Annotated in this window: 16 protein-coding genes; 8 read left to right on the forward strand and 8 right to left on the reverse strand. The window is 68.8% G+C overall.

Annotated elements, in window-relative coordinates:
- The first annotated feature begins 3 nt into the window (after positions 1–3).
- A complete protein-coding gene (locus tag DIZ26_RS08190; protein ID WP_112239071.1) occupies positions 4–750 on the forward strand; it encodes an SDR family oxidoreductase in 747 nt (248 codons plus the stop codon).
- 15 nt (positions 751–765) lie between these two features.
- On the opposite strand, the gene DIZ26_RS08195 is transcribed toward DIZ26_RS08190, so the two are convergent.
- The gene (locus DIZ26_RS08195; protein ID WP_112239139.1) at positions 766–2,322 is read right to left on the reverse strand and encodes an adenylate/guanylate cyclase domain-containing protein; all 1,557 of its coding nucleotides are present in this window, start codon (positions 2,320–2,322) and stop codon (positions 766–768) included.
- A gap of 175 nt (positions 2,323–2,497) precedes the next feature.
- Between DIZ26_RS08195 and DIZ26_RS08200 the strand changes: the two genes are divergently transcribed.
- Positions 2,498–4,282 (forward strand): M1 family metallopeptidase, encoded by a 1,785-nt coding sequence (locus DIZ26_RS08200; protein WP_112239072.1) that lies wholly within the window; start codon positions 2,498–2,500, stop codon positions 4,280–4,282.
- A 178-nt stretch (positions 4,283–4,460) separates the two neighbouring features.
- On the opposite strand, the gene DIZ26_RS08210 is transcribed toward DIZ26_RS08200, so the two are convergent.
- Positions 4,461–5,336 carry a GNAT family N-acetyltransferase gene (locus DIZ26_RS08210; RefSeq protein WP_112239073.1) on the reverse strand — a complete coding sequence of 292 codons (876 nt, stop codon included), beginning with the start codon at positions 5,334–5,336 and terminating at the stop codon, positions 4,461–4,463.
- A 398-nt stretch (positions 5,337–5,734) separates the two neighbouring features.
- Here DIZ26_RS08210 and DIZ26_RS08215 point away from each other — a divergent pair, with 398 nt between their 5' ends.
- Positions 5,735–6,418 carry a GntR family transcriptional regulator gene (locus DIZ26_RS08215; protein ID WP_112239074.1) on the forward strand — a complete coding sequence of 228 codons (684 nt, stop codon included), beginning with the start codon at positions 5,735–5,737 and terminating at the stop codon, positions 6,416–6,418.
- Between the two features lie 7 nt (positions 6,419–6,425).
- On the opposite strand, the gene DIZ26_RS08220 is transcribed toward DIZ26_RS08215, so the two are convergent.
- From DIZ26_RS08220 to DIZ26_RS08235, 4 genes are all read right to left on the reverse strand, one after another.
- The gene (locus tag DIZ26_RS08220; protein ID WP_112239075.1) at positions 6,426–8,198 is read right to left on the reverse strand and encodes a gamma-glutamyltransferase family protein; all 1,773 of its coding nucleotides are present in this window, start codon (positions 8,196–8,198) and stop codon (positions 6,426–6,428) included.
- A gap of 332 nt (positions 8,199–8,530) precedes the next feature.
- Positions 8,531–9,898 carry an SWIM zinc finger family protein gene (locus DIZ26_RS08225; protein ID WP_112239076.1) on the reverse strand — a complete coding sequence of 456 codons (1,368 nt, stop codon included), beginning with the start codon at positions 9,896–9,898 and terminating at the stop codon, positions 8,531–8,533.
- Positions 9,899–10,066: 168 nt separating this feature from the next.
- Positions 10,067–12,928 (reverse strand): DEAD/DEAH box helicase, encoded by a 2,862-nt coding sequence (locus tag DIZ26_RS08230; protein ID WP_232828188.1) that lies wholly within the window; start codon positions 12,926–12,928, stop codon positions 10,067–10,069.
- A 191-nt stretch (positions 12,929–13,119) separates the two neighbouring features.
- Positions 13,120–14,991 carry an ABC transporter ATP-binding protein gene (locus DIZ26_RS08235; protein WP_198675988.1) on the reverse strand — a complete coding sequence of 624 codons (1,872 nt, stop codon included), beginning with the start codon at positions 14,989–14,991 and terminating at the stop codon, positions 13,120–13,122.
- A gap of 301 nt (positions 14,992–15,292) precedes the next feature.
- Between DIZ26_RS08235 and DIZ26_RS08240 the strand changes: the two genes are divergently transcribed.
- From DIZ26_RS08240 to DIZ26_RS08250, 3 genes are read left to right on the forward strand one after another with little or no spacing between them, the layout of a single operon-like run.
- Positions 15,293–15,895, forward strand: a complete 603-nt coding sequence (locus DIZ26_RS08240) for a TetR/AcrR family transcriptional regulator (RefSeq protein ID WP_112239079.1) — start codon at positions 15,293–15,295, stop codon at positions 15,893–15,895.
- Positions 15,895–17,628: an ABC transporter ATP-binding protein gene (locus DIZ26_RS08245; protein WP_112239080.1), complete on the forward strand. Its 1,734-nt coding sequence runs from the start codon at positions 15,895–15,897 to the stop codon at positions 17,626–17,628. The genes DIZ26_RS08240 and DIZ26_RS08245 overlap by 1 nt, the downstream gene beginning before the upstream one ends.
- Positions 17,625–19,712: an ABC transporter ATP-binding protein gene (locus DIZ26_RS08250; RefSeq protein WP_112239081.1), complete on the forward strand. Its 2,088-nt coding sequence runs from the start codon at positions 17,625–17,627 to the stop codon at positions 19,710–19,712. Before DIZ26_RS08245 ends, DIZ26_RS08250 begins: the two co-directional genes overlap by 4 nt.
- Positions 19,713–19,807: 95 nt before the next feature.
- On the opposite strand, the gene DIZ26_RS08255 is transcribed toward DIZ26_RS08250, so the two are convergent.
- Together DIZ26_RS08255 and DIZ26_RS08260 are read right to left on the reverse strand one after the other, a co-directional pair.
- Complete coding sequence (locus tag DIZ26_RS08255; RefSeq protein WP_112239082.1) at positions 19,808–20,620, reverse strand: alpha/beta fold hydrolase; 813 nt, start codon at positions 20,618–20,620, stop codon at positions 19,808–19,810.
- A 48-nt stretch (positions 20,621–20,668) separates the two neighbouring features.
- Entirely contained in the window at positions 20,669–21,574 is a 906-nt protein-coding gene (locus DIZ26_RS08260; protein WP_112239083.1) for a LysR family transcriptional regulator, read from the reverse strand.
- 103 nt (positions 21,575–21,677) lie between these two features.
- Between DIZ26_RS08260 and DIZ26_RS08265 the strand changes: the two genes are divergently transcribed.
- The gene (locus tag DIZ26_RS08265) at positions 21,678–22,496 is read left to right on the forward strand and encodes an SDR family oxidoreductase (RefSeq protein WP_112239084.1); all 819 of its coding nucleotides are present in this window, start codon (positions 21,678–21,680) and stop codon (positions 22,494–22,496) included.
- Between the two features lie 109 nt (positions 22,497–22,605).
- On the forward strand, positions 22,606–23,865 hold the full coding sequence (locus DIZ26_RS08270) for an alpha/beta hydrolase (protein ID WP_157979644.1): 1,260 nt from the start codon (positions 22,606–22,608) through the stop codon (positions 23,863–23,865).
- The last annotated feature ends 37 nt before the right edge of the window (positions 23,866–23,902 follow it).

Raw genomic sequence — 23,902 nt, forward strand, 5'->3', positions numbered from 1 at the left:
GGGATGACGGAGATCGTGCGCGGAGTCGCGTTGGTGACGGGTGGGAGCAGGGGGATCGGGGCGGCTGCCGCGGTCGCGCTGGCGAATGACGGCTGGGATGTAGGGATCACTTACCGGACGCAGGCTGATGACGCCGCGGCTGTGGTCGCTGCCTGTGAGGGCGTCGGACGACGCGCGGTTGCGGTGCAGGCCGACGTCGCCGAGGCCGAGGACATCGAGCGGATGTTCGACGAGGTGACCGATGCCCTCGGGCCGATCGGTGCCGTGATCAACAATGCCGGCATCGTGTCGCCCGCGGCGAAGGTTGCAGACTACGACGTCGAGCGGCTGGACAAGGTCTTCCGGATCAACACCATCGGGGCGTTTCTGGTCGCGGGAGCCGCCGTACGCCGGATGTCGACCGCGCGCGGCGGGAGCGGCGGCGTGATCGTGAACGTGTCGTCGCGGGGTGCTGTGCTCGGGTCCGCGAACGAGTACGTCGACTATGCGAGCAGCAAGGCCGCGGTGGACACGTTGACGATCGGTCTCGCGAACGAGGTCGCCAAGGAGGGCATCCGGGTGCTCGGGATCCGGCCCGGGTTGATCGAGACCGACATCCATGCGGAGGGCCGGCTCGAGCGGATCGGAACCACGCCGCCGCTGGGACGACCGGGCACGGCCGGCGAAGTCGCCGCGCTGATCACGTTCCTGGTTTCGGATCGCGCTTCCTACATGACGGGCTCCATGGTCGACGTGGCCGGCGGCCGCTGACCCCAACGCCCGGCACTAGCGTGGCGTAGCTAGTCGCGTGGGCTTGGTTCGGCCGCGGACAGTAATCTCGTCGCCGGCCTGCCAATGCTTGGCTTCGTCCGAGGACGCCTCGGCCACGGCGGCCATGGAAGCAACCAGGCGGCCTGGCACCGACTTGGCCAGTTCGGTGAGCCGCGCTGCCTCGTTCACCGGGTCGCCGATCACCGTGTACTCGTACCGCCGTACGTCGCCGACCGTCCCGGCGACGACGATTCCCGCCGTCACCCCGATCCCGGCCGTTGCCTCGGGCAACTCATCGCGCAACCGGGCAGCCAGCGCGCGACCCGCCCGGAGAGCGCTCCCTGCCGGATCTGCCAACTCGGTCGGGGCGCCGAACACGGCCAGTACGGCGTCGCCGGCGAACTTGTTCACGAAGCCGCCGTGCTCGTCCACCTCGTCGACGACGACGGCGAAGAAGCGGTTGAGCAACTGCACCACCTCGGCCGGCGGCCGGGTCGCGGCAAGTTCGGTCGACCCGGTCAGATCGACGAACAGCACCGCGACGAAGCGTTCTTCGCCGCCGAGCGTGTCACTGCTCAAGGCTTCCCGTACCACCGACGGTCCGACGTACCGGCCGAAGAGGTCGCGGAGGCGTTCGCGTTCTCGAAGGCCCGCTGCCATCCGGTTGAAGCCGGCCTGCAGCGAGCCGAGTTCGGTGCCGTCGAAGACCGGGATCCGGACGTTCAGGTCGCCGCGGCCGATCAACGTCAGCGCGTTGCGCACCGAGCGGACCGGAGCAACGACAGAACGCGCAGAGAGCGCTGTCAGGAGCCAGCCGCAGACCAGCACAACGGTGCCGAGGGCAAGGATGATCACCGAGAGCCGGGTCGCGGTGACATCGCCGTCGATCAACGCGAGGACAGCGGTCAGCATCAGACCGGCGACCGGGACTCCCGATCCGACCGCCCAGAAGAACACCGTGCGCGCCTTCAGGCCGGCGGCGAGCAACCGGCGCGGCGGAGCCTCGTCGGCGAGCGCGCGGGCAGCGATCGGGCGGAGGGCGAACTCGCTCAGCAGATAGGAGGCGGCGCAAGTGACGATGCCGCCGTCGAACGTCGTGACGAGAACGCGGAGAACGCTCTCTGGTCGCAGAACGAGCGTGAGCAGGCTGAAGATCACGGTCGCCAGCAACCAGAGGAACACCTCGATCATCGTCAGCCGCAACGGCAGTTGCAGGGTCGCGATTTGCTCGCGCGTGGTCGCCGGTCGGTCTTCGAGGACCCAACTCGTCACTCGGAGTCCGAGCCGGGTGCACCACCAAGACCCGACCACGAGGGCGAACACGACGTACGCCGGGATGGCGATCGAGCGGGCCAGGTCGAGTTCCTGGTTGCCGGCCGGACCGGGTAGCACGAACACGGCGAGCACGAAGACGACGAGCGCGCCGATCACGTTGGTGCCGATCGCGAAGACCGTCAGCAGTATCTGCACCCGCATCCGCAACAGCCGTGGGTTCTGATCTGCTGGACCCAGCAGCCACGAGCCGAACGGCCGCCGCCGCAGTACGGCCTCGGCACTACTCTCCGGCAACACGCTCACAGTCTGCTACCTCGGCTGCGGCGGACTGTCACCGCCTCGCCCACCCAAGCGCCCGATACCGCTGAAAAAGGCGGTTTGGCACTGAGATGCCCATGGCTCTAATTGGCCGCGTCATCGGAGCTTTGCATGGGTAGTGTCCTGCGAACGACATCTGCCCCGGGAGCCCGCTGTGACGCACGACCGCCACTCCTACGCCGAACCGGCGTTGGTCCGCACCACTCACCTCGAGCTTCAGCTCGACCTGGATTTCACCGCCAAGGTGCTGGCTGGTTCCGCCACGCATACGCTCGCCTGGAGTGGCCCGGGCGATCGGCTGGTGCTCGATACGCGCGATCTGACCGTGCTGGCGGTCGAGGGCTCCACCGAGGGCGGCTGGGAGCCGCTGGAGTACAGCCTGGCCGTGCCGGACGCAGAGCTCGGCTCTGCTCTGAGGATCCGTACCGACCGGCACGAGCGGGTCCGGGTGAGCTACCGGACCGCACCGACGGCGACCGGACTGCAGTGGCTCGAGCCGTCGATGACCGCGGGCGGCGTGCTGCCGTACATGTTCAGCCAGTCCCAGGCGATCCACGCGCGCAGCTGGGTGCCGGTGCAGGACACCCCGAGCGTTCGGTTCAGCTATGCCGCGCACGTGACGGCACCGCCGGAGCTGATGGTGCTGATGAGCGCCGACAACGGCACGGCCTCCCGGCGTACGGGCTCGTACGACGTGGTGATGCCCGAGCCGATCCCGTCGTACCTGTTGGCCATTGCGGCCGGTGACCTCGTCTTCGAGCCGATCGGCGATCGCTCCGGGGTCTGGGCCGAACCGGAGATGGCCAAGCTGGCCGCGGCCGAGTTCGCCGACACCGAGGAGATGATGCGAGTCACCGAGGCGCTGTTCGGCCCGTACCGCTGGGGCCGCTACGACATCCTGGTGCTGCCGCCGTCCTTCCCATACGGCGGGATGGAGAACCCGCGGATGACGTTCGCGACCCCGACTGTGGTGATCGGCGACAAGTCGCTGGTCACCGTCGTCGCGCACGAACTCGCGCACAGCTGGTCCGGCAACCTGGTCACCCAGGACAGCTGGGACGACATCTGGCTGAACGAAGGCTTCACGTCGTACGTCGAGAACCGGATCATCGAGGCGGTGTACGGCCGGGAGCTCGCCGTGATGGAGACCGCGATCAAGCAACACGCGACGGTGGTGAAGTTCGACCCGCTGTCACCCGCCGAACAGGCGCTCGAACTGCCGGGGCTCAACCACAAGTCGGAGTACCACGGCACGAGCGGGCTCGGACCGCTGAAGGGTTCGTGGTTCCTTGCCTGGTTGGAAGAACGGTTCTCGCGCGAGGTGTTCGACCCGTTCCTCCAGGGCTACTTCGACCGTTTCGCCTTCCAGAGCATCAATTCCGAGCACTTCGCCGCGCACCTGCAGGAACAGTTGCTGGACAAGCACCCCGGCCTGGTCACCGACGCCGAGATCGCTGCCTGGCTGGACGAACCGGGCATCCCCGCGTTTGCCGAGCGCGCGCAGTCGGCACGCTTCGAGGTCGTTGACCAGAGCCGCGACAAGTGGCTCGCAAGTGGCGAGCTGCCGGACGCGGCCGGCTGGACCACCCACGAGTGGCTGCGGTTCCTGGATGCCGCACCGGACGTATGGACGGCTGACCAGGTGCAGCAACTCGACCGCGAGTTCGGACTCACCGGTACTGCGAACGGCGAGATCGCCCGCCGCTGGTATTCGATCGTTGCCGCTAGCACCTACACACCGGCGTACGACGAACTGGCGGGCTTCCTCACCAGGGTCGGCCGGATGAAACTGGTCCTCCCGGTCTACCGCGCCCTCGTCGACAACGGCACCGGCCGCGACTTCGCCACCAACGTCTTCCAAACCGCCCGCCCCGGCTACCACCCGATCACCACCACAGCAGTCGAAAAGATCCTCGCGTCCGCGCAGTCCATGCTTTGACCTTGCGATCGGACTTGTCTCGCCGTAGACGAGCCCACACCTGCTGGGATCATCTGCTGATCGCGCCGCTCTGGCCGAAGCACGAGGCCAACCTCGGCACGCTGCTCCGCACCTGCGATGCGGTCGGCGCGTGCCTCGCCGTACCCAAGCCGTTTCGCCGGGCTCCTGTAGGGCTCGGTTACGTGAGGTCGAGGGTGTAGCGGTGGGTGCGGTGGGTTTCTTGGTAGCCGAGGGTGGTGTTGATGCGTTGCATGGGGGCGTTGGTGGTGACCGTGTCGGTGAGGAGGCCGGCTAGGTCCGGGTAGGCGGATCTTGTACGCCGGATGCAGTCCGCCTTCATCCACAAGGAAAGGCCGTTGCCGCGGTGCTCTGGGAGGACCGCGGTGCCGTAGTGCTGGGCGTCACCCTTGCCGTCGGACGGTACGACGAGTTCGGTGAAGCCGACGATCTTGCCGGTGGCCTGCTCGATGGCAGCCACCGTGTGCAGGTGTTCGCCTCGGGACTCGACGACCTTGGCGATGTGGCGGACGCGGTCGACGTCCCAGACCTCCGGTCCGTAAGGGATGTCGCCGACGGGCGCGTCGTCCATCGCGGTCCGCGCCGCGGCGTACGTGTCGACGAGTTCGTCGGGGACGACACCGGACCAGGATTCGAGGCGGTATCCAGGTGGGGCGGCGACCGAGAGCGCGGCGGGGTCGACGTCAGCCAATGACAGCCGCGCGAAGATCAGGGTCAGGCCGACCGTGAAGCCGCGGCTTCGGAGGAAGTGATCGCCGGGCGAGTCGATGGTTGCATCGGCCAGAATCGTCCGTACTTCGTGCTCCCGGCCGGCGGTCGCCGCGGCGGCGAGCAGCTCCGACCCGATTCCCCGTCGGCGCTCGGCCGGGTGGACCGCCAGTTCGAGTTCACTCAGGTGGGCCAGGGACGCCTTGCTGTTCAGGCGGAGGAACGCGGAGCCGACCGGGTTGCCGTCGGCGTCGGACGCCAGCCAGGCGATCCGGCGACTGAGCGGCCGATAGTCGGGATCGGTCAACGGCGTGATTGAGATGGACAAGCCCGCAACGTAACCAGCCCACCCCCACCACGGCAACTGCATTCCTCGGCGCAGTCGACGCTGCTAGCTGGAAAGAAACCATCCCCAGGTACAAGTTTGTTTCCGGCCAACACAGGGCGAGGACGAACCAGGGGCCCGTACTCCGGGGCGGCCGTCGAGCCGCGAGTGCCGGGAGGAGGGCGTGGGGCGGCGGGAGCGCCGGGAAGGGGCGGCGGGTGCGCCGGGAGGAGGGCGTGGGGCGGCGGGAGCGCCGGGAAGGGGCGGCGGGGGCGCCGGGAAGGGGCGAGGGCGTGGGAGTGGGTTAGCGCGGATGTGCAGGACGGCGGCTGCGTTTCGGTAAAGGTGAGCGTTGTTTCCGCTACGGTGCTGCGGAGACCGGTGGGAGAGGGGAGCTCGGGGTGGAGCGGGAGTTCGGGGGTGGACGGGTGCGGACGATCGGTGGCGATCATCTGGCGCTGCGGGATCAGGTGCTCGCCGAGTTGCGGCGGCGGATCGTCGACGGCGACTACGCGCAAGGTGAGCGGCTGACCGAGATCCGGCTGGCCGAGGACTTCGGAGTGTCGCGGAATCCGGTGCGGGAGGCGTTGCGGGTCGTCGAGGCCGAAGGGTTCGTGCAGATCTTGCCGCGCCGCGGTGCGGTCGTGGCGACGCTGGACGAGACGGCGATCCGGGATCTGTTCGCAGTACGGGAGCAGTTGGAGACCCTCGCCGCAGGGTTGGCCGCCGAGCGCGCAACCCCGGCGGATGTCGAGCGGCTGCGCTCGTTGCTGGCCGACGCGAGTGCTGCGACCGAGGCGGAGGACTTCGATCGGGTCGCGGAGCTCAACAGCGCGTTCCACGTCGCCGTCATCGAGATCAGCGGCAACCGGTGGCTCGCGTCGCTCTCGTCGGCGATGTACCACCACGTCCACTGGGTCTTCCGGGTCGGTGCGCCGAAGCGTGCGCCGCATTCGTGGATGGAGCACATCCGCCTGGTCGACGCCATCGCCGCCGCCGACCGCGCTGCCGCCGTCGAAGCCGCGAGCCAGCACGTCGAAGCCGCCGCCGCGGCTGCGCTCGCACCAGACGAGTCCTCCGAGTAGACCAGCGCTAGCGGCCGACGGCGTACCCCTGCATGCCGCGTGGGTTGGCAGCAGCTGCCAGTACGCCGTCCGCCTCCCGGCTGACCGCGCAGAGCCGGCCCAGACTCCACGGACCTGCCTCGGTGACCGCGTGCCCACGGCGTACCAGCTCATCCCGTACTGCGGAGCCGAGGCGGCTCTCCATCGTCAAGCCACCCGGCTCCGTCGCGCGCGGGTAGAACGACGAGGGGAAGCTCGTCGTATGCCAAGCAGGCGCGTCGATCGCCTCCTGCAGCTCCTGTCCACCGGCGAGGTGCCGCAGAAGGAACAGCAGCTGCCACTGGTCTTGCTGATCGCCACCTGGTGATCCGCAGGCGAGCACGGGCGCGCCGTCACGCAGTACGAGGGTCGGAGTCAGCGTCGTCCGCGGCCGCCGACCCGGGACGAGCGAGGACGGCAGGCCTTCCTCCAGCCAGAACATCTGCAACCGGCTGCCCAGGCAGAAGCCGAGCTCGGGGATCGTCGGCGACGACTGCAGCCAGCCGCCACTCGGTGTGGCCGAGATGACGTTGCCCCACTGGTCGATCACGTCGAGATGGCAGGTGTCGCCCTTGGTGACGCCCTCCTTCGACACGGTCGGCTCGCCGGTCGTCGCGTCGAGCTCATAGTTGCCGGTAGCAACCGATGGCAGGATCGGGCCGCGCCCGTCCGGGGCGCCCGGCCGAAGCTCGGCGGACGCGCTCTCTCCGATCAGAGCCGCGCGCTCGGCGGCGTACGCGGGGGAGAGCAGCGTCTTGAGCGGCACATCCACCCCGTCGCCGTACCAGGCCTCGCGGTCGGCGAACGACAGTTTCATCACCTCGACCGTCGTGTGTACTCCGGCCGCGCTGGTCAGGTCGAGGTCAGCCGCATCGCCGAGTTCGGCCAGCACAGCGAGCGACTGCAGCAGCGCGGGACCTTGCCCCCATGGACCCGTCTTGGCGATGGTGTGTCCGTGCCAGTCGTACGTCGCCGGCTCTTCCCAGCTCGCCTGGTACGCCGCCATGTCCGCTCCGGTGACTAGACCAGCGTGGTCGGAGCCGCTGGAATCGCGATGCGGCAGGCGGGCGAACTTGTCGACTGCCTCGGCGACGAACCCTTCGCGCCAAGTACGCCGAGCGCGCTCCACCTGGACAACGCGGTCCGGACCGGCGCCCTCGGCGGCGATCAGGAGCCGCTCGAGGGTGTCGGCGTACGCCGTGTTCCGGAACAGCGCGTTCGCTCTTGGCGGCCGGCCGCCCTGCAACCAGAGCGCTGCGGAAGTCGGCCAGTGATCGGTGAGCAGCTGCTGGACGCGCGCGACGGTGGCACCTACTGGGCCGACCAGTGGATGACCGTTGCGTGCGTAGCCGATCGCGGGCTCGAGCACTGTGCGCAGGGGCAGGCTGCCGTGGTCACGCAGCAACAGCAGCCAGGCATCGACCGCCCCTGGTACTGCGGCTGCCAGCGGACCCGAGCCGGGAATCAAGTCGAGTCCCAGTGCGCGGAAGTGGTCGATCGTGGCGCCGGCCGGTGCGATTCCCTGGCCGCACAACACGCGCGGAGTGGGATCGGCCGCGGTGGCGATGATCGCGGGGACTTCACCGCCCGGGCCATTGAGGTGTGGTTCGACGACGTGCAGGACGAACCCGGCCGTCGCGGCGGCGTCGAAAGCGTTGCCACCGAGCTCCAGGATCCGCATCGCCGACTGCGACGCCAGCCAATGCGTCGACGAGACCATCCCGAAGGTACCGCGCAGGGTAGGCCGGGTGGTGAAGCTCATGAAGCGACTCCTCTGCTCAACTCAGGGTCATCCGTACGTCGTCCGCATCCCGTGGTTCTGCAACTGCTGGCGTGAACCGGGCGACCACGGGTCTCCCGCTCCGCCGTCGTCGCACCGGCGGCAACCCTCGCCGACGATGTGCCGCGCCTGCCAGCCTCTCCGATGACGTGCCGCGCCTGCCAGCCTCTTGGATGATGTGCCGCGCGCGCCAGCCTCTCGGATGACGCGCTGCGCATGCCAGCCTCTGCGACGACGTGCCGCGCATGCCAGCCTCTCCGATGGGGCGCTGACGAAACCAGTCGACCGTGCTGTGTTTCGTCGGGCAGGTGACCTCACCAGCTGTCCGGTGAGGCGAGGGCGGCGGTGGGGTCGCGGTCGGCGGGGCCGGTCGGCAGCCACGCGTTGTCGACGAGCGAATACGGGTGCCAGCGCCCGATTCGGTCCAGCCGGAGTTGACGGTCCGCGACGGTCAGCCGGTTGGCGTTGACCTCGAACACCAGGTCGGAGTCATCCCAGGCCGCGCTCACTTCGGTCCGCGCGCGGGCGAGCTCTGCGGGATCCGGCTCCCACTCGTGCTCGAGAACTTCAAGACCGGGCGCACCGCCGTACGTCCAAGCGGTGACGCCGATGGCCAGTTCGCTGGGTCGTTCGAAGGCGCTGCCGAGCCGGTCAGCGAGCACGGGATAGTCGGCAGCTAGTCGTACGGCGTCCTGCCACTCGTCCAGGACCCAGGGATCGGGGGAGCCGCTCAGGATCGCGCTGAGTTGAGCACGGGCTCGCCGAGCGGCGTCCAGCGCGAGCAGCGGCAAGCTGGCAGGCTCCATGCCGGCAGGCGCCTGCAATCCCGCCACCACCAGCCCGTGGAGTTCCAGCTTGGCAGGCAACGCGGGCAGCGCCGGCAACGCATGCACCTCGGGCTGCGCCGGCAACGCATGCAGCTCGGGCAGCTCGGGCTGCGCCGGCAACGCATGCTGCTCGGGCAGCTCGGGCTGCGCCGGCAACGCATGCAGCTCGGGCTGCGCCGGCAACGCATGCAGCTCGGGCTGCGCCGGCGACGCGGCAGACTCGCCGCTTGCGAACACCTCGCTCGCCGGTACTCCGCCCGGAGCCGGCGTCGCTTCGGGAAGCGGCGTACCGCTCGCTCGCTGCTGCAGGTCGTCCAGCAGCTGTTCGCGGGAACGGCCTCGGATCAGGAGCAGGACGAAGGGGTCTTCGTCGAGCAGCCAACCGACCTGGTAACACAGGCCGGCCGCGTGCTGGCAGGGCAGTTCCCACCCGTCGCAGGTGCACGAGGGATCGAGATCGCCGATCCCCGGCAGCAACGGCACCCCGGCGTCGGCAGCGGCTTCGACCAGGTCGTGCGGCATCTCGCCATCCAGCAGCGCCGCGATGTGCCCGGCCCGCGAACCCACCTGGTCGAGGAATCGGGCCCACTCGTCCGGACTCAGCCGATCGACCACGACGACCGACTCGTAGGTGTCCTCCGGCGCGTGGACCGTCGCCGCGATCCGGCCAGGGCTGATCGTGATCGTGCCGACCTGCCCGGAGTTCGCGCACCGGCGTCCCTTCTTCAGCTGTCCCAGGTCGAGCGAGGTGTCCTCCAGCGCCTGCCCCCAGGACCGTCCCCACCACGACCGCGCCTTCGTACTCCCACGCCGGGCCGCGAACGCCGCAAACCCCCGCGCCACCTCCCCGCTCATCCGCGACCTCCTACCGAGCCTTGAGCTACGCACCGCTGCAGCCCGGCGCTCATCGGGCACCTCGCAGCAAGCCTGGAGCGGCGCGTCGGCGCCGTTGCAGTCCGGCGCTCATCGGACACCTCGCAGCAAGCCCGGAGCGACGGGGTCGGCACCGCTGCAGTCCGGCGCTCATCGAGCACCTCGCAGCTGGACCAGGTCGGCGAGTTCGGCATCGGACAGTTCGGTGAGGGCTCCTTCGCCGGCGGTCAGTACGGCGTCGGCCAGTTCGCGTTTGCTGCTCAGCATCGCCGCGATCCGGTCCTCGATGGTGCCCTCGGCAATCAACCGGTGAACCTGCACCGGCCGGGTCTGGCCGATCCGGTACGCGCGGTCCGTCGCCTGGTCCTCGACCGCCGGGTTCCACCAGCGGTCGTAGTGCACGACGTGATCCGCGCGAGTCAGGTTCAGCCCGGTCCCCGCCGCCTTGAGCGACAGCAGGAACACCGGCACCTCGCCGGCCTGGAACCGCTCGACCATCTCCTCGCGCCGCTTCACCGGCGTACCACCGTGCAGCAGCTGACTCGCGATCCCGCGGTCGGCCAGATGACGCTCCAGCAGCCGCGCCATCGCGACGTACTGCGTGAAGACGAGCACCGCCCCGTCCTCGGCGAGGATCGTGGCGAGCAGTTCGTCCAGCAGTTCCAGCTTGCCGGACCGCCCGGTCAATCGCGCGCCGTCGGCCTCCTTCAAGTACTGCACGGGGTGGTTGCAGATCTGCTTCAGGCCGGTCAGCAGCTTCACGATCAACCCGCGTCGCGCCATCTGATCGCTGGCCTCGACCGCAGCCAGCAACTCGCGCACGGTCGCCTCGTACAACACGGCCTGCTCGCGGGTCAGCGAAACCATCTGGTCCGTCTCGGTCTTCGGCGGCAGCTCCGGCGCGATCCCCGGGTCGGACTTGCGCCGCCGGAGCAGGAACGGCCGGACGAGTTTCGCCAGCCGCTCGGCGACCTCCTCGTCCTTGTCGGCCTCGATCGGCGTGGCCCAGTGGCTGCGGAACGTCCCGAGCCGGCCGAGCAGCCCGGGCGTCGTCCAGTCGAGAATCGCCCACAGCTCGGAGAGATTGTTCTCCACCGGTGTGCCGGTCAACGCGACCCGCGCGGCCGCCGGGATCGTGCGCAACGCCTTCGCCGTACCGGAGGCCGGATTCTTCACGTGCTGGGCCTCGTCGGCGACCAGCAGCCCCCATCGATGCGCCGCGAGCCGGGCGGCGTCGCGGCGCAGAGTCCCGTACGTCGTGAGCACGAAACCCGAGTCGGCGCCGTCGAGGGATCGACCGGACCCGTGGAACCGGCGTACCGGAGTGCCGGGCGCGAAGCGCTGCACCTCGCGCTCCCAGTTGCCGAGGAGCGAGGCGGGGCAGACGACCAAGGTCGGGCCGGCCGTCTCGGTGGACTCCTGGCGATGGAGGTGGAGCGAGATGAGCGTGATCGTCTTGCCAAGGCCCATGTCGTCGGCGAGGCAGCCGCCGAGCCCGAGCGAAGTCATCCGCACGAGCCATTGCAGTCCGCGGAGTTGGTAGTCGCGCAGGGTCGCCTGGAGTGCGGCCGGCGGCTCGACGACGCCGTCGACCCGGTCGGGATCCGCGATGCGCTCGCGGAGCTCCGCCAGCCAGCGGGTCGGCGTGATGTTCACCTGGCGGCCGTCGATCTCGGCGGAGCCGGTCAGTGCGGCGCTCAACGCGTCGATGGCGGTGACCGGCTTGAGGACGCGCTCGCGCGCCTTGCGGGCCAGTTCCGGGTCGATCAGCATCCACTGGTCGCGCAGGCGGACGAGGGGGCGGGTCGCCTCGGCGAGCTGGTCCATCTCGGTCTCGGTCAGCGGGTCGTTGCCGAGAGCAACTTGCCAGCTGAAGTCGAGCGTCGCGCCGCCGCTGAAGAAGCCAGGCAGGTCCGAGGGTGGACCGTCGGCCGAGGTGATCGCGGCGCGAGCGGTCAGTGCCCGGTTGAGGCTGCGCGGCCAATGCACGTCGACGCCCGCCGACGCCAGCCGCTGAGCTGCGCCGGCCAGCAGGTCGGCGATCTCCTCATCGGCCAGCTCGATCCGGTCGGGCACGGGGGAGTCGAGCAATCGGTTGAGCGGCGCCCAGATTCGGGCTGCCCGGCGGATAGCCAGGGTCGCATCGATCCTTGCGCGCGGACCGAATCCGGGAACGTCCGACGACCACACGTCCGCCGCATCGCGAACCAAGGTCGGGTCGTTGAGGCTGTGCAGCTGTACGTCGGCCCGGAACTCCTGCGACTCCGGCAACTCCACCCGCAACGAGACCCGTACGCCGGTGTCGAGTCCGGCCGATACTTCGTCGGCCCACGACCGCAGCCGTGGGACCTGCTGTGGTGCTTTCGCCGCAAACAGCGGCCCGTGCGCTTTGGCTGCCGCCGGCGACCGGGGCATCCCATCCGCGACCGCGTCGAGAAACTCCCGCACCAACTCCTCAGCCACCGGCACCCGAACCCCACCCAACCCCAACCCTGAACCAGAGGTCGAGCTATCCAGCTCTCCTCTTGAAGCTGAAGAAGACGAGCGGGTGGCTGGAGGTGCCGTAGAGGGTGAGGCTTGGGTCTCGGGGAGGGTGTCGTTGGTGAGGGGGAGGGCGCGAGCGCTGGGTGGCATGGCTTCGGCGAGGCGGAGGATGCGGTCGATGTCCGCGGCGTCGAGGGGGCCAACTCGCCAGGCGTCGTTGCCGGCGGGGGAGACGCCGGGGAGAACCCGGCCGCGGGCGACCAACTGCAGGGCGATCAGTGAGACCGCACCCCAGAAGGCCGCTGACGGATGCGCACCCGGAGAAGTCCGCGCCCGGCCGAGGACCGGTACGGCGTCCGCAACCGGCACCTCGATCACAGGAGTCGCCCGTACGCCGATGCCGTCGTCGCCATCCACCACCAGGTCGAGCGTCGCCTGCTCACCGACCCCGAGCGGCAACGCCCCACCCGCCGGATCCCAGAACGCCAGCCGCCCGTCCCGCGGCGGATCCGCTGCCCGAAACACCACCGCCAACCCTGCCAGCGCCCCGGTCAACGCCCCCGCCTGCCCCGCCACAGCCGCCGTACCCGCCAACCCGACGAACCTCCTTCACGAGCAACACCCAGAATTCACCACCTGGATCGCCGGCCGCCGGCGATCCAGTCACCCACCTTGCCAAGCACCACCCAGCCGCAGCTCGACCAGCCGACGCACCAACCTCAGGGCACCGGGACCTCCGTGGCAGGTTGGTCGAACTGGGTTCGGTAGAGCTCTTCGTAGCGGCCGCCGTCGGCGAGGAGTTCGGTGTGGGTGCCGCGTTCGATGATGCGCCCGTCCTCGATGACCAGGATCTGGTCGGCGGCCCGGATCGTGGAGAGGCGGTGGGCGATCACCACCGCGGTCCGCCCCGCCAGCGCCTCCGTCAGGGCAGCCTGCACAGCAGCCTCCGACGTCGAGTCGAGCGCCGCCGTCGCCTCGTCGAGAATCACCACGCGTGGCTGCGCCAACAGCAACCGCGCGATCGTCAGCCGCTGCCGCTCGCCACCGGACAGCCGGTACCCGCGCTCACCGACGACGGTCTCCAACTGATCGGGCAGTGACCGGATGAGGTCGCCGAGCCGCGCCCGGGTCAACGCATCCCACAGATCCTGGTCCGAAGCCTCCGGACGGGCAAGCAGGAGGTTCTCCCGGATGCTGTCATGGAAGAGATGCCCGTCCTGCGTGACCATGCCGAGCGTGTCCCGCAGCGAAGCGGCCGTCACATCCCGCACATCCACCCCGGCAAGGCGGACCGCACCCGAGTCCACGTCGTACAGCCGGGGGATCAGCTGCGCGATCGTCGACTTGCCCGCTCCTGACGAGCCCACCAGCGCGATCATCTGCCCCGGCTCGGCCCGGAACGACACGTCGTGCAGCACCTCGACGCCACCGCGGGTATCGAGCTTCGCGACCTCTTCCAAAGACGCCAGCGACACCTTGTCCGCCGAAGGATAAGCAAAGCTCACGTGCGAGAACTCGACCGCGACCGGCCCGGCCGGCACCTCACCCGCATCAGGCTTGTCCTTGATCAGCGGCTCGAGATCGAGCACCTCGAAGACCCGCTCGAACGACACCAGCGCCGTCATCACCTCGAGCCGCGCACTCGCCAGCGCGGTCAGCGGTGAGTACAGCCGGGTCAGCAACAACGCCATCGACACGACAGCACCCGCGTCGAGCTGATTGCGCAGCGCATAGAAACCACCGAGCCCATAGACCACGGCCAGGGCGAGCGCCGAGACCAGCGTCAACGAGGTGACGAACACCCACTGCACCATCGCGGTCCGTACGCCGATGTCGCGCACCCGCCGGGCCCGGACCGCGAACTCCGCGGACTCCCGCGCCGGCCGGCCGAACAACTTCACCAGCGTCGCGCCGGGCGCGGAGAAGCGCTCGGTCATCTGCGTGCTCATCGTGGCGTTGTAGTTCGCCGCCTCGAGACCGAGCGCGGCCAGCCGATTGCCGATCCGGCGGGCCGGGATGACGAAGATCGGCAGGATCACCAACGCGAGCAAGGTGATCTGCCACGAGACCCGGAGCATCACGAAGAGCGTGAGCAGCAGCATGACCAGGTTGCTCACCACGCCGGACAGCGTGTCACTGAACGCCCGCTGCGCGCCGATCACGTCGTTGTTCAACCGGGAGACCAGCGCGCCCGTGCGGGTCCGGGTGAAGAACGCGATCGGCATCCGCTGGATGTGGTCGAACACGGCGGTCCGCAGATCCAGGATCAGTCCCTCACCGATGCTGGCGGACAACCAGCGGGTGAGCAGACCGATGCCTGCCTCACCCACGGCGATCACGGCGATCAGGATCGCCAGCCGCAGTACGGTGCTGAAGTCCTTGTGGCCGACGATGGCGTTGACGACCCGGCCGGCCAGCACCGGGGTGGCGACCGCCAGCATCGCGGCGCCGACGCTCAGCACCAGGAACAGCGCGAGTTGTCGCCGGTGCGGCCGCGCGAACGCGAGGATCCGTCGCAGGGTCGCCCGGGAGAAGGGTCTCTTGTCCTCTTGGCGGTGCATGGCGTGGTACATCGAGGTCCACGCGGTCATTTCCATACTCACAGCGATACTCCGGCGGTTCGGTCGGCCTGGATGTCTGAGGTCTGCCGATGGTCCCGCAGGGCACCGACAGTTTCCGAAGGTAGGACCTCAACTGTGCTCGAGGTCAAGGTCAGTCAGCCCCACTCACTGAGTCGCTGGACGAAGTGGCCGGGCGAGTGTAGCCACAGCGCACCAACTGACCCCGCGTCCTGGTATCACGGACAAGGTAGGGCGCCGGGTCCGCATCGCGCTCGGCATTTTCGCCGGAACAGAGTTGTGAGTGAGTACTCACTCAGTTAGTCTCAGTCGGGTGAGCCCCAGAGCGACCCCACTTCCACCGGACGAGCGCCGCGCCGCGCTGGTGGAAGCCACGCTGCCCTTGCTCGAGGAGTACGGCACCGATGTCAGCACCCGGCAGATCGCCGAGGCGGCCGGTGTCGCCGAGGGCACGATCTTCCGCGCGTTCGGCAGCAAGGACGCCCTGATCGATGCCGCGATCAGGACCGCGTTCGACGTCGACCCGCTGATCAACGCGCTGGCGGCGATCGACCGGACGCTGCCGTTGCGGGAGCGCCTGGTCGCCGCCGTGGACGTCACCCAGACCCGGTTGCGCGGCGTCTTCAAACTGCTGCTGGCGATGCGGATGCACCGCCCACCCGACTGGAAGGCGGATCCGGACGAGGCCGCCCGCCGCAAACTCGACGGCGAACGAGTCGACGAGGCCTTCGTCGACGTGTTCCGCCAGGACGCCGACCTGCTGCGCTATCCACCCGCTGAGGTCGGCCACCGGCTCCGGCTCATCACCTTCTCCGCCACTCACCCACTGATTTCGGACGGTCGGACCATGACCGCCGAGGAGATCGTCGACTTCGCACTCGACGGTGTCCGCATCCACCACTCCGGGGGCAACTGATGCTGCTTCGCCTGTTGCGTACGCACCTGCGTCCGTACGCCGGCAACCTGTCCATGGTGGTCGTCCTGCAGTTGATCGGGACGATCGCCTCCCTCTACCTGCCGACCCTGAACGCCGACATCATCGACAACGGCGTCGCCAAGGGCGACACCGGCTACATCGTCGGGACCGGCGGCTGGATGCTCGGTATCAGCCTGGTGCAGATCATCTGCACGGTCAGCGCCGTGTACTTCGGAGCCAAGACCGCCGCGTTGTTCGGGCGTGACGTCCGGGCCGCTGTGTTCCACCGGGTCGGCGAGTTCTCCGCGCGGGAGGTGAACCAGTTCGGCGCGCCGACGCTGATCTCCCGCAGTACCAATGACGTCACCCAGGTCCAGATGCTCGTGGTGACCACCTGCACGATGCTGGTCGCTGCGCCGATCACGATGGTCGGCGGCATCATCATGGCGGTCCGCCAGGACGTCGGCCTGTCCTGGCTGGTGGCCGTCGCCGTACCGTTGCTGGCGGCATCGATCGGGCTGATCGCGAGCCGGATGGTCCCGCAGTTCCGCAAGATGCAGGTGAACATCGACGCGGTCAACCGGGTCCTGCGCGAGCAGATCACCGGTATCCGGGTGGTCCGGGCGTTCGTCCGGGAACCGCACGAGGTCGAGCGATTCGGCGAGGCCAACACCAACGTCACCAACACCGCGATCCGGGCCGGCCGACTGATGGCCTTGGTGTTCCCGGTCGTGATGCTGATCCTGAACCTGTCCACCGTGGCCGTGCTCTGGTTCGGCGCCTCCCGGGTCGAGAGCGGCGCGATGCAGGTCGGTGAGCTGACCGCGTTCATCAGCTACCTGATCCAGATCCTGTTCTCGGTGATGATGGCGACCTTCGTCATGATCATGGTGCCGCGGGCGGCCGTCTGCGCCGACCGGATCAGCGAAGTACTGGATACCGAGTCCTCGGTACGCCCGCCGGTCACGCCGATCAGGACCTTCGTCGGCCGCGGCGAGCTGGTCTTCGAGAACGCCGAATTCTCCTACCCCGGTGCGGCCGAGCCCGTACTACGTGATGTCAGCTTCACCGCGTCGCCGGGCAAGACCACGGCGATCATCGGGAGCACCGGCGCCGGCAAGACGACCCTGTTGTCCCTGGTGCCGCGACTCTTCGACACCACGGGCGGCCGGGTGCTGGTCGACGGCAGCGACGTCCGGGAGATCGAGCCGGACCTGCTCTGGGAGCGGATCGGGCTGGTACCGCAACGGCCGTACCTGTTCTCCGGGACGGTGGCCAGCAACCTGCGCTACGGCAACCCCGACGCGACCGACGACGAGCTGTGGGAAGCCCTTGAGATTGCCCAGGGCAAGGACTTCGTCGCGGCGATGGCGCAGGGGCTGGACTCGCCGATCTCCCAAGGCGGGACGAACGTGTCCGGCGGACAGCGGCAGCGGCTCGCCATCGCGCGGGCGCTGGTCCGCAAGCCGGAGATCTACCTGTTCGACGACTCGTTCTCCGCGCTCGACCTGTCCACCGACGCGCGGCTGCGAGCCGCACTCGCGCCGGTCACCGCCGATGCCTGCGTGGTGATCGTGGCCCAGCGGGTGTCCACGATCATCGACGCCGACCAGATCGTCGTACTGGAAGACGGCGCGATCGTCGGCAAGGGCACCCATGACGAACTACTCCAGACCTGTCCTACGTACGTCGAGATCGTGGAGTCCCAGCGGTCCGCGGAGGAAGCAGCATGACCGACCAGAAGGTGGAAGACACCGCGGCCGAGGAACGGCCGGCCGAGACGATCAAGTCGACCGAGCGGCCGACCACCGGTCGCGCGTTCGGCCCACCCGGCGGCATCCCCGGCGACAAGTCGATGAACTTCGGCCCGTCGGCGAAGCGGCTGCTCAGGCGGCTGCGGCCGCACCGGCTGCAGGTCGGCGGCGTGATCCTGCTCGCGATCGGCAGCGTGTCGCTGTCGGTGATCGGCCCGAAGATCCTCGGCCGGGCGACCGACATCATCTTCGCCGGCGCGATCGGCAAGGGACTGCCGAAAGACGTCACGAAGGAGCAGCTGATCGAGCAGGCCCGGGCAGCCGGACACGGCCGGCAGGCCGATCTGCTCGGTGGGATCGACCTGATCCCCGGCGTCGGTATCGACTTCGATGCCCTGCGCAACGTGCTGATGCTGGTCCTGGCCCTGTACGTCGGGTCGTTCTTCCTGTCCTGGATGCAGGGCTACATCCTGAACGGCGTCGTGCAGCGGACCGTGTTCGAGCTGCGATCCGAGGTCGAGGACAAGCTGAACCGGCTGCCACTGAGCTACTTCGACGGTGCTCCGCGCGGTGAGCTGCTGAGCCGGGTCACCAACGACATCGACAACATCTCGACCAGCCTGCAGCAGACGCTGAGCCAGTTGCTCACCTCGCTGCTCACGGTGATCGGCGTGGTCACCTTGATGTTCGTGATCTCGCCGACGCTCGCGCTGATCGCCCTCATCACGATCCCGATCTCGATGGTGCTGACGGCGGCGATCGCCAAGCGGTCGCAGACCCGGTTCGTCGCCCAGTGGCGGCACACCGGCGCTTTGAACGGCCAGATCGAGGAAGCGTTCACCGGGCACGAACTGGTCAAGGTGTTCGGCCGGCAGAAGGAGATCGAGGCGAGCTTCGCGCAGAAGAACGAGGAGCTCTACCAGGCCTCGTTCGGCGCGCAGTTCATCTCCGGCCTGATCATGCCGTCGATGATGTTCATCGGAAACCTGAACTACGTGGTGATCGCGGTCGTCGGTGGACTCCGGGTCGCCTCGGGCTCGATGTCCCTGGGTGACGTGCAGGCGTTCATCCAGTACTCGCGGCAGTTCACCCAGCCGCTCACGCAGGTCGCCTCGATGGCGAACCTGCTGCAGTCCGGCGTGGCGTCGGCCGAGCGCGTGTTCGAAGTACTGGATGCCACCGAGCAGGTGCCGGACGAGACCACGCCGGCGAAGGTGACGGATGCGCACGGGCGGGTCGAGTTCGAGCACGTGTCGTTCTCGTACACGCCGGACAAGCCGCTGATCACCGACCTGAGCCTGGTCGCCGAACCAGGGCAGACGGTCGCGATCGTCGGTCCGACCGGGGCGGGTAAGACCACGCTGGTCAACCTGATCATGCGGTTCTACGAGCTGAACGGCGGCCGGATCACGCTCGACGGCGTCGACATCACCGAGCTGAGCCGGCACGACCTGCGGTCGCGGATCGGGATGGTGCTGCAGGACACCTGGCTGTTCGGCGGGACGATCCGGGACAACATCCTGTACGGCAATCTCAAGGCCACCGAGGAAGAGATGCTCGCGGCCGCGAAGGCGACGTACGTGGATCGCTTCGTGCACAGCCTGCCCGACGGGTACGACACGGTGATCGACGAGGAAGGCAGCAACGTCAGCGCGGGTGAGAAGCAGTTGCTCACCATCGCTCGCGCCTTCCTGGCCGACCCGCAACTGCTGATCCTGGACGAGGCGACCAGCTCGGTCGACACCCGTACCGAGGTCCTGGTGCAACGCGCGATGGCCGCGCTGCGCTCCGACCGGACCAGCTTCGTGATCGCCCACCGGCTGTCGACGATCCGCGACGCGGACCTGATCCTGGTCATGGAGGACGGCTCGATCGTTGAACAAGGCAACCACCACCAGCTCCTCGCGGTGAACGGCGCCTACGCCCGCCTCTACAACGCCCAGTTCAGCGCCGCCGTCGTCGACCACGACGCCGACCAGCCAACCCCCACCCCCGTCCCACCCGTCCCCACCACAGCCCAACTGATCACCGACGACGAAGACGAATCAGCCCTGACCCCCTGACCCACCCACCACCTCGAGAAGGGGACGCCCACCCGGGCGTCCCCTTTCCCTTCTCCTGTACGAGTAACGCCGTCGGGTGAGGGTTTCCTGGTGGGTCAGGTTGGGAGGGCGGCGAGGACGTAGTCGCGGAACTCGTTCGGGGTGGAGAACATCGGCATGTGGTCGGCGGTGGGGACGGTGGTCAGGGTGGCGTTGGGGGCTTGGGTGGCTAGGCGGTGGGCCCAGAGCTGGGTGGCTTGGAAGTCGCGGTTGCCGATGAAGATGGAGATCGGTGGCTTGAGTTCGTCGAAGCGGGTTTTGATCGGCGGGTTGAGTTCGAGGCCGTGGTACTCGGGCATGAGTCGCATTCGGGCGTTGGCGATCTGGAGGCCGATCAGGAGGCGGCGGGCGTTCGGGGGAGCGGCGGGGCACCAGGCGTCGACGTCGAGCGCGGAGACGGCTGGGATGCCGTCGGCGGCCTGCACTCGCTCGCATTCGGCGAAGTGGCGGCGCATCACCTCACGGGCCGCGGTCTCCTCGGGCGACGGGTCGGGGAACTCGCCGAAGGAACCGGCGACGGCGCAGACGCGCGTCACCCGCTCCGGATGGGCATGCGCGAATCCCAGCGCCCGCCGACCGCCCTCGGACACACCCACGAGCACAGCCTGCGATACACCTGCCGCGTCCATCACCGCGGCGAGGTCGTCGATCTCGCTGTAGGGCCCGTACGCCGGTGCCGACAACCCGGTGTCGCGGTAGTCCCAGGTCGTGACCCGTGCTCGTTCCGCCAGCCACTCGACGGTCGAATCCCACATCCGCAGGTCGGCCAAGCCGCCGCCGAGGAGCACGACATCGGGTCCGCGGCCGTGCTGCTCGTAGTACAAGTAGCCGCCCGGTACGTCGACGAAGTCCTTCGTGTGATCAGCCATGCACGAAGTCTCAGCCGCCGGCCGGCGCTGCGGTATCGGGAATTCTCCCTATCCGGTCAACCGCGCGGCGATGGGTTTCGGGACCGGGAGTCCGCGCCGGACGAGTTCGTTGACCAAGGCCCGTACTGCGGGGTCGCCCGCGGCCGGCGTCAGTACGACGATGTCGCGGGTCAGCGGTGGAGTGAGACGGCGGATGGTGCCGGTGTAGCCGGACGGGAGGGCGGTGGTGGGGACGAGGGCGATGCCCAGGCCGGCTGCGGCGAGTTCGGCTGCGGTGGTGGTTTGGCGGGTGCGCATGACCGGAGTGAGGGCGACTCCGTGGCCGGCGAGTACTTCGGCGAGCCAGGCGTGCAGACCGTTCTCCGGGTCATAGCCGATGGTCCGGTACTGCGCGATGTCGGCGAGGCTGACCGAGTCGGCCGTGGCCAGTGGGTGGCTCGGAGTCATCGCGGCTACCAGATCCTCGGTGCCGATGAGGTCGACGGTGGCGTGCCAGGTCGTCGGACGAGGGCCGACGGCGAGGTCGGCCTGGCCGGACTCGACCAGGTCTGCCAGGGCGTCGGCGCTGGTGAGTTCGGCGAGGGTCATCTGGATTCCCGGGCGACGGCGGTGCCACGTTCGCAGTACGGGGGCCAGGAGGCCGGCGGTCATGCTGGCGGCGCAGGCGATGCGGAGGTGACCTTCGGTGCCTTTGGCAACGGCTTGGCCGACGGTGACGACTCGCTCGGCGGCTGCGAGCGCGGCGCGGGCCTCGTCGGCAACGGCGCGGCCCGCGGTGGTCGGGCGGACGCCGCGGGGGAGTCGTTCGAGGAGTGGCGTGCCGATCTCGCGTTCGAGACCGGCCAGCTGGTGTGACAGCGCCGGCTGCGAGAGATGCAGCGTGGCGGCGGCCTTGGTGACCGAGCCTGTGTCGAGAACCGCGACCAGGCATTCCAGGGCTCGCAGAGTCGTCATTCGTTCAGCTTATGGCAACTGGCAAGAAGCTTCATGGCGCGACGGGATGCGAGAGCGCCGCCAGCCCGTTGGAAGAAGGGCAAGCACCGATCAAGGAGGACATATGAGCGTGGAACTACAGGGCAGGACGATGGTCGTCGTGGGCGGCAGTTCGGGCATCGGACGCCGGCTCGCCGCTGACGCCGCAGCGGCCGGAGCCCGAGTGCTGCTCGCAGGACGCAACCGAGAGAAGCTGACCGCCTCGCTCAGCGCCGGCTCGACGGGCCCCAGCTCGACGGGCCCCGGCTCGACGGGCGCCGGCTCGACGGGCGCCGGCTCGACGGGCGCCGGCTCGACGGGCGCCGGCTCGACGGGCGTCGGCTCGATCGAAGCGGCCGAAGTGGATCTGGCCGATGAGGCGTCGATCGCGGCGTTGGCCGAGCAGGTGGGGACGGTCGACTATCTGGTGAGTGTCGCGAATGCCTCCGCGAACGGACCGCTCGGTGCGCTCGAGCGCGACGCCGTACTGGCTGCGTTCGATGCGAAGGTGATCGGGGCGATCATGCTGGCGAAGCACTTCGGGCCGCGGTTCGCCGAGGGCGGCGCGATGTTGCTGTTCTCGGGAATCGTCGGCTGGCGGCCGTCGGCAGGAAAGACGGTGACGACGGCAACAAATGGTGCGGTCAGCTTCCTGGCGTCGGCGCTGGCGGTGGAGTTGGCGCCGGTCCGGGTGAACGCCGTCTCGCCCGGGATCATCGACTCCGGCGCGTGGGACAGCCTGGGTGAGGGCAAGCAGAAGCTGTTCGACACCACCGCCGCGAAGGTGCCGGCGCGGCGGATCGGTCAACTCGCCGATGTCTCCTCCGCGGCGCTGCTCGCCCTCACCAACCCGTTCATGACCGGTGAGACCCTGCACGTCGACGGCGGCGCCCGCTTCGCCTAGGGCACGGGCGGCGGAGGTCACATCGGCATCGACAACCTTTGAACGGTTTTCGGCGTCAGTGCAGTGAGCAAGCTCGCTCGATGGTGGAACTGGTAGCCGGGAGGCAGTGGTGGTTGTTCTGGGGATCTCTCTCCTCAGTGGCTGGCTACCGGTGGCGATGGAGACAACGGCCGCTGTCGCCCTGGCAGCAGCGGTCGTCCGGCGCGATCGACGATGGGGCACTCGCCGGGTGCCCCTCATCGCCGGAGCGGCGGTCATACTCGCCTTGGGTGCTGCCGTTACGAGTCGGTCGTTGTTCGGCATCACGGATCCACTACCGAGGTCTGTCTGGGTCTGGCTAGGAGTGGCAGCGGCCGCACTGCTGGTCGTGGCCGTCGGCTGGCGAAGCGCCCGGTGGTGGCAGACCGTCAGCGGTGTGGTTGCGCTCGGGCTGGCCTGCCTCGTGTGCGGCAACAGCGTGAACCAATTCGTCGGGTACTACCCGACGGTCGGTTCGGCGATAGCCGCGCTGCGAGGACGACCACCCGCAGGGCAGATCACCCTGCAGCAACTGCACGGCGGCCGGCTGCCGGACGCAGGCCAGACCGGCGAACTGGTCAGCGTCGACATCCCCTCCTCGACGACCACCTTCACTCCACGGCGGGAACTCATCTACCTCCCGCCCGTCTGGTTCCACCGCGGCCACCGTCCACTGCCTGCCGTCGAGATGATCGGCGCCGAGCACGCCGCACCCGAGAACTGGGTACGCATCGGTGGCGCGGTGCGAGCCAGTAACGCCTACGCGGCTCACCACCAGGGCCGCGCCCCGATCCTGGTCTTCGTCGACGCCACCGAGTCGTTCAACAACGACACCGAGTGCGTGAACGGCCCGCACGGCACGGCCGAGGACTATCTGGTCAAGGACGTGCCACGGTTCGTCATCGCGACCTTCGGGGCGTCCCGCGACCCGCGCCACTGGGGCGTTCTCGGCTTCTCGATGGGCGGCACCTGCGCGATCGGCCTGACGGTCGAGCACCCGCAGACCTTCGGGCACTTCGTCGACATCGATGGCGACCTCGGCCCGAACATCGGCACCAAGGCGCAGACGATCGCGACCCTGTACGGCGGGTCGGCGGCGGCCTGGGCTGCCCACGACCCGCTCACGGTGATGGCCCGCCACGGCCACTACCGAGACATCACCGGCAGGTTCGTGAACGGCAGCAACGAGCACCTCCTGATCAAGGAGTCGAAGCAGCTCGCCGCCGCCTGTCACAAGGTCGCGATTCCCGCCGAAGTCGTCGTCCAGCACGGCAGCCACGTCTGGCAGTTCGCCGAGAACGTCTTCGCCCGAACCCTGCCCTGGCTCAGCGCCCAACTCGACCTCGCGTGACCGGCCGCGGACTCCTGCCGGAGCGCGGCCGGTCGCG

Source organism: Kribbella monticola, assembly GCF_003261635.1.
GTDB classification, from domain to species: Bacteria; Actinomycetota; Actinomycetes; order Propionibacteriales; family Kribbellaceae; genus Kribbella; species Kribbella monticola.

Bases quoted from the DNA above. Each gene is read 5' to 3' on its own strand.
- DIZ26_RS08190 (WP_112239071.1), top strand. From the start codon at position 4: ATGACGGAGATCGTGCGCGGAGTCGCGTTGGTGACGGGTGGGAGCAGG.
- DIZ26_RS08220 (WP_112239075.1), bottom strand. From the start codon at position 8,198: ATGAGCTTCACCACCCGGCCTACCCTGCGCGGTACCTTCGGGATGGTC.
- DIZ26_RS08225 (WP_112239076.1), bottom strand. From the start codon at position 9,898: ATGAGCGGGGAGGTGGCGCGGGGGTTTGCGGCGTTCGCGGCCCGGCGT.
- DIZ26_RS08235 (WP_198675988.1), bottom strand. From the start codon at position 14,991: ATGACCGCGTGGACCTCGATGTACCACGCCATGCACCGCCAAGAGGAC.
- DIZ26_RS08245 (WP_112239080.1), top strand. From the start codon at position 15,895: ATGCTGCTTCGCCTGTTGCGTACGCACCTGCGTCCGTACGCCGGCAAC.
- DIZ26_RS08250 (WP_112239081.1), top strand. From the start codon at position 17,625: ATGACCGACCAGAAGGTGGAAGACACCGCGGCCGAGGAACGGCCGGCC.
- DIZ26_RS08255 (WP_112239082.1), bottom strand. From the start codon at position 20,620: ATGGCTGATCACACGAAGGACTTCGTCGACGTACCGGGCGGCTACTTG.
- DIZ26_RS08260 (WP_112239083.1), bottom strand. From the start codon at position 21,574: ATGACGACTCTGCGAGCCCTGGAATGCCTGGTCGCGGTTCTCGACACA.
- DIZ26_RS08265 (WP_112239084.1), top strand. From the start codon at position 21,678: ATGAGCGTGGAACTACAGGGCAGGACGATGGTCGTCGTGGGCGGCAGT.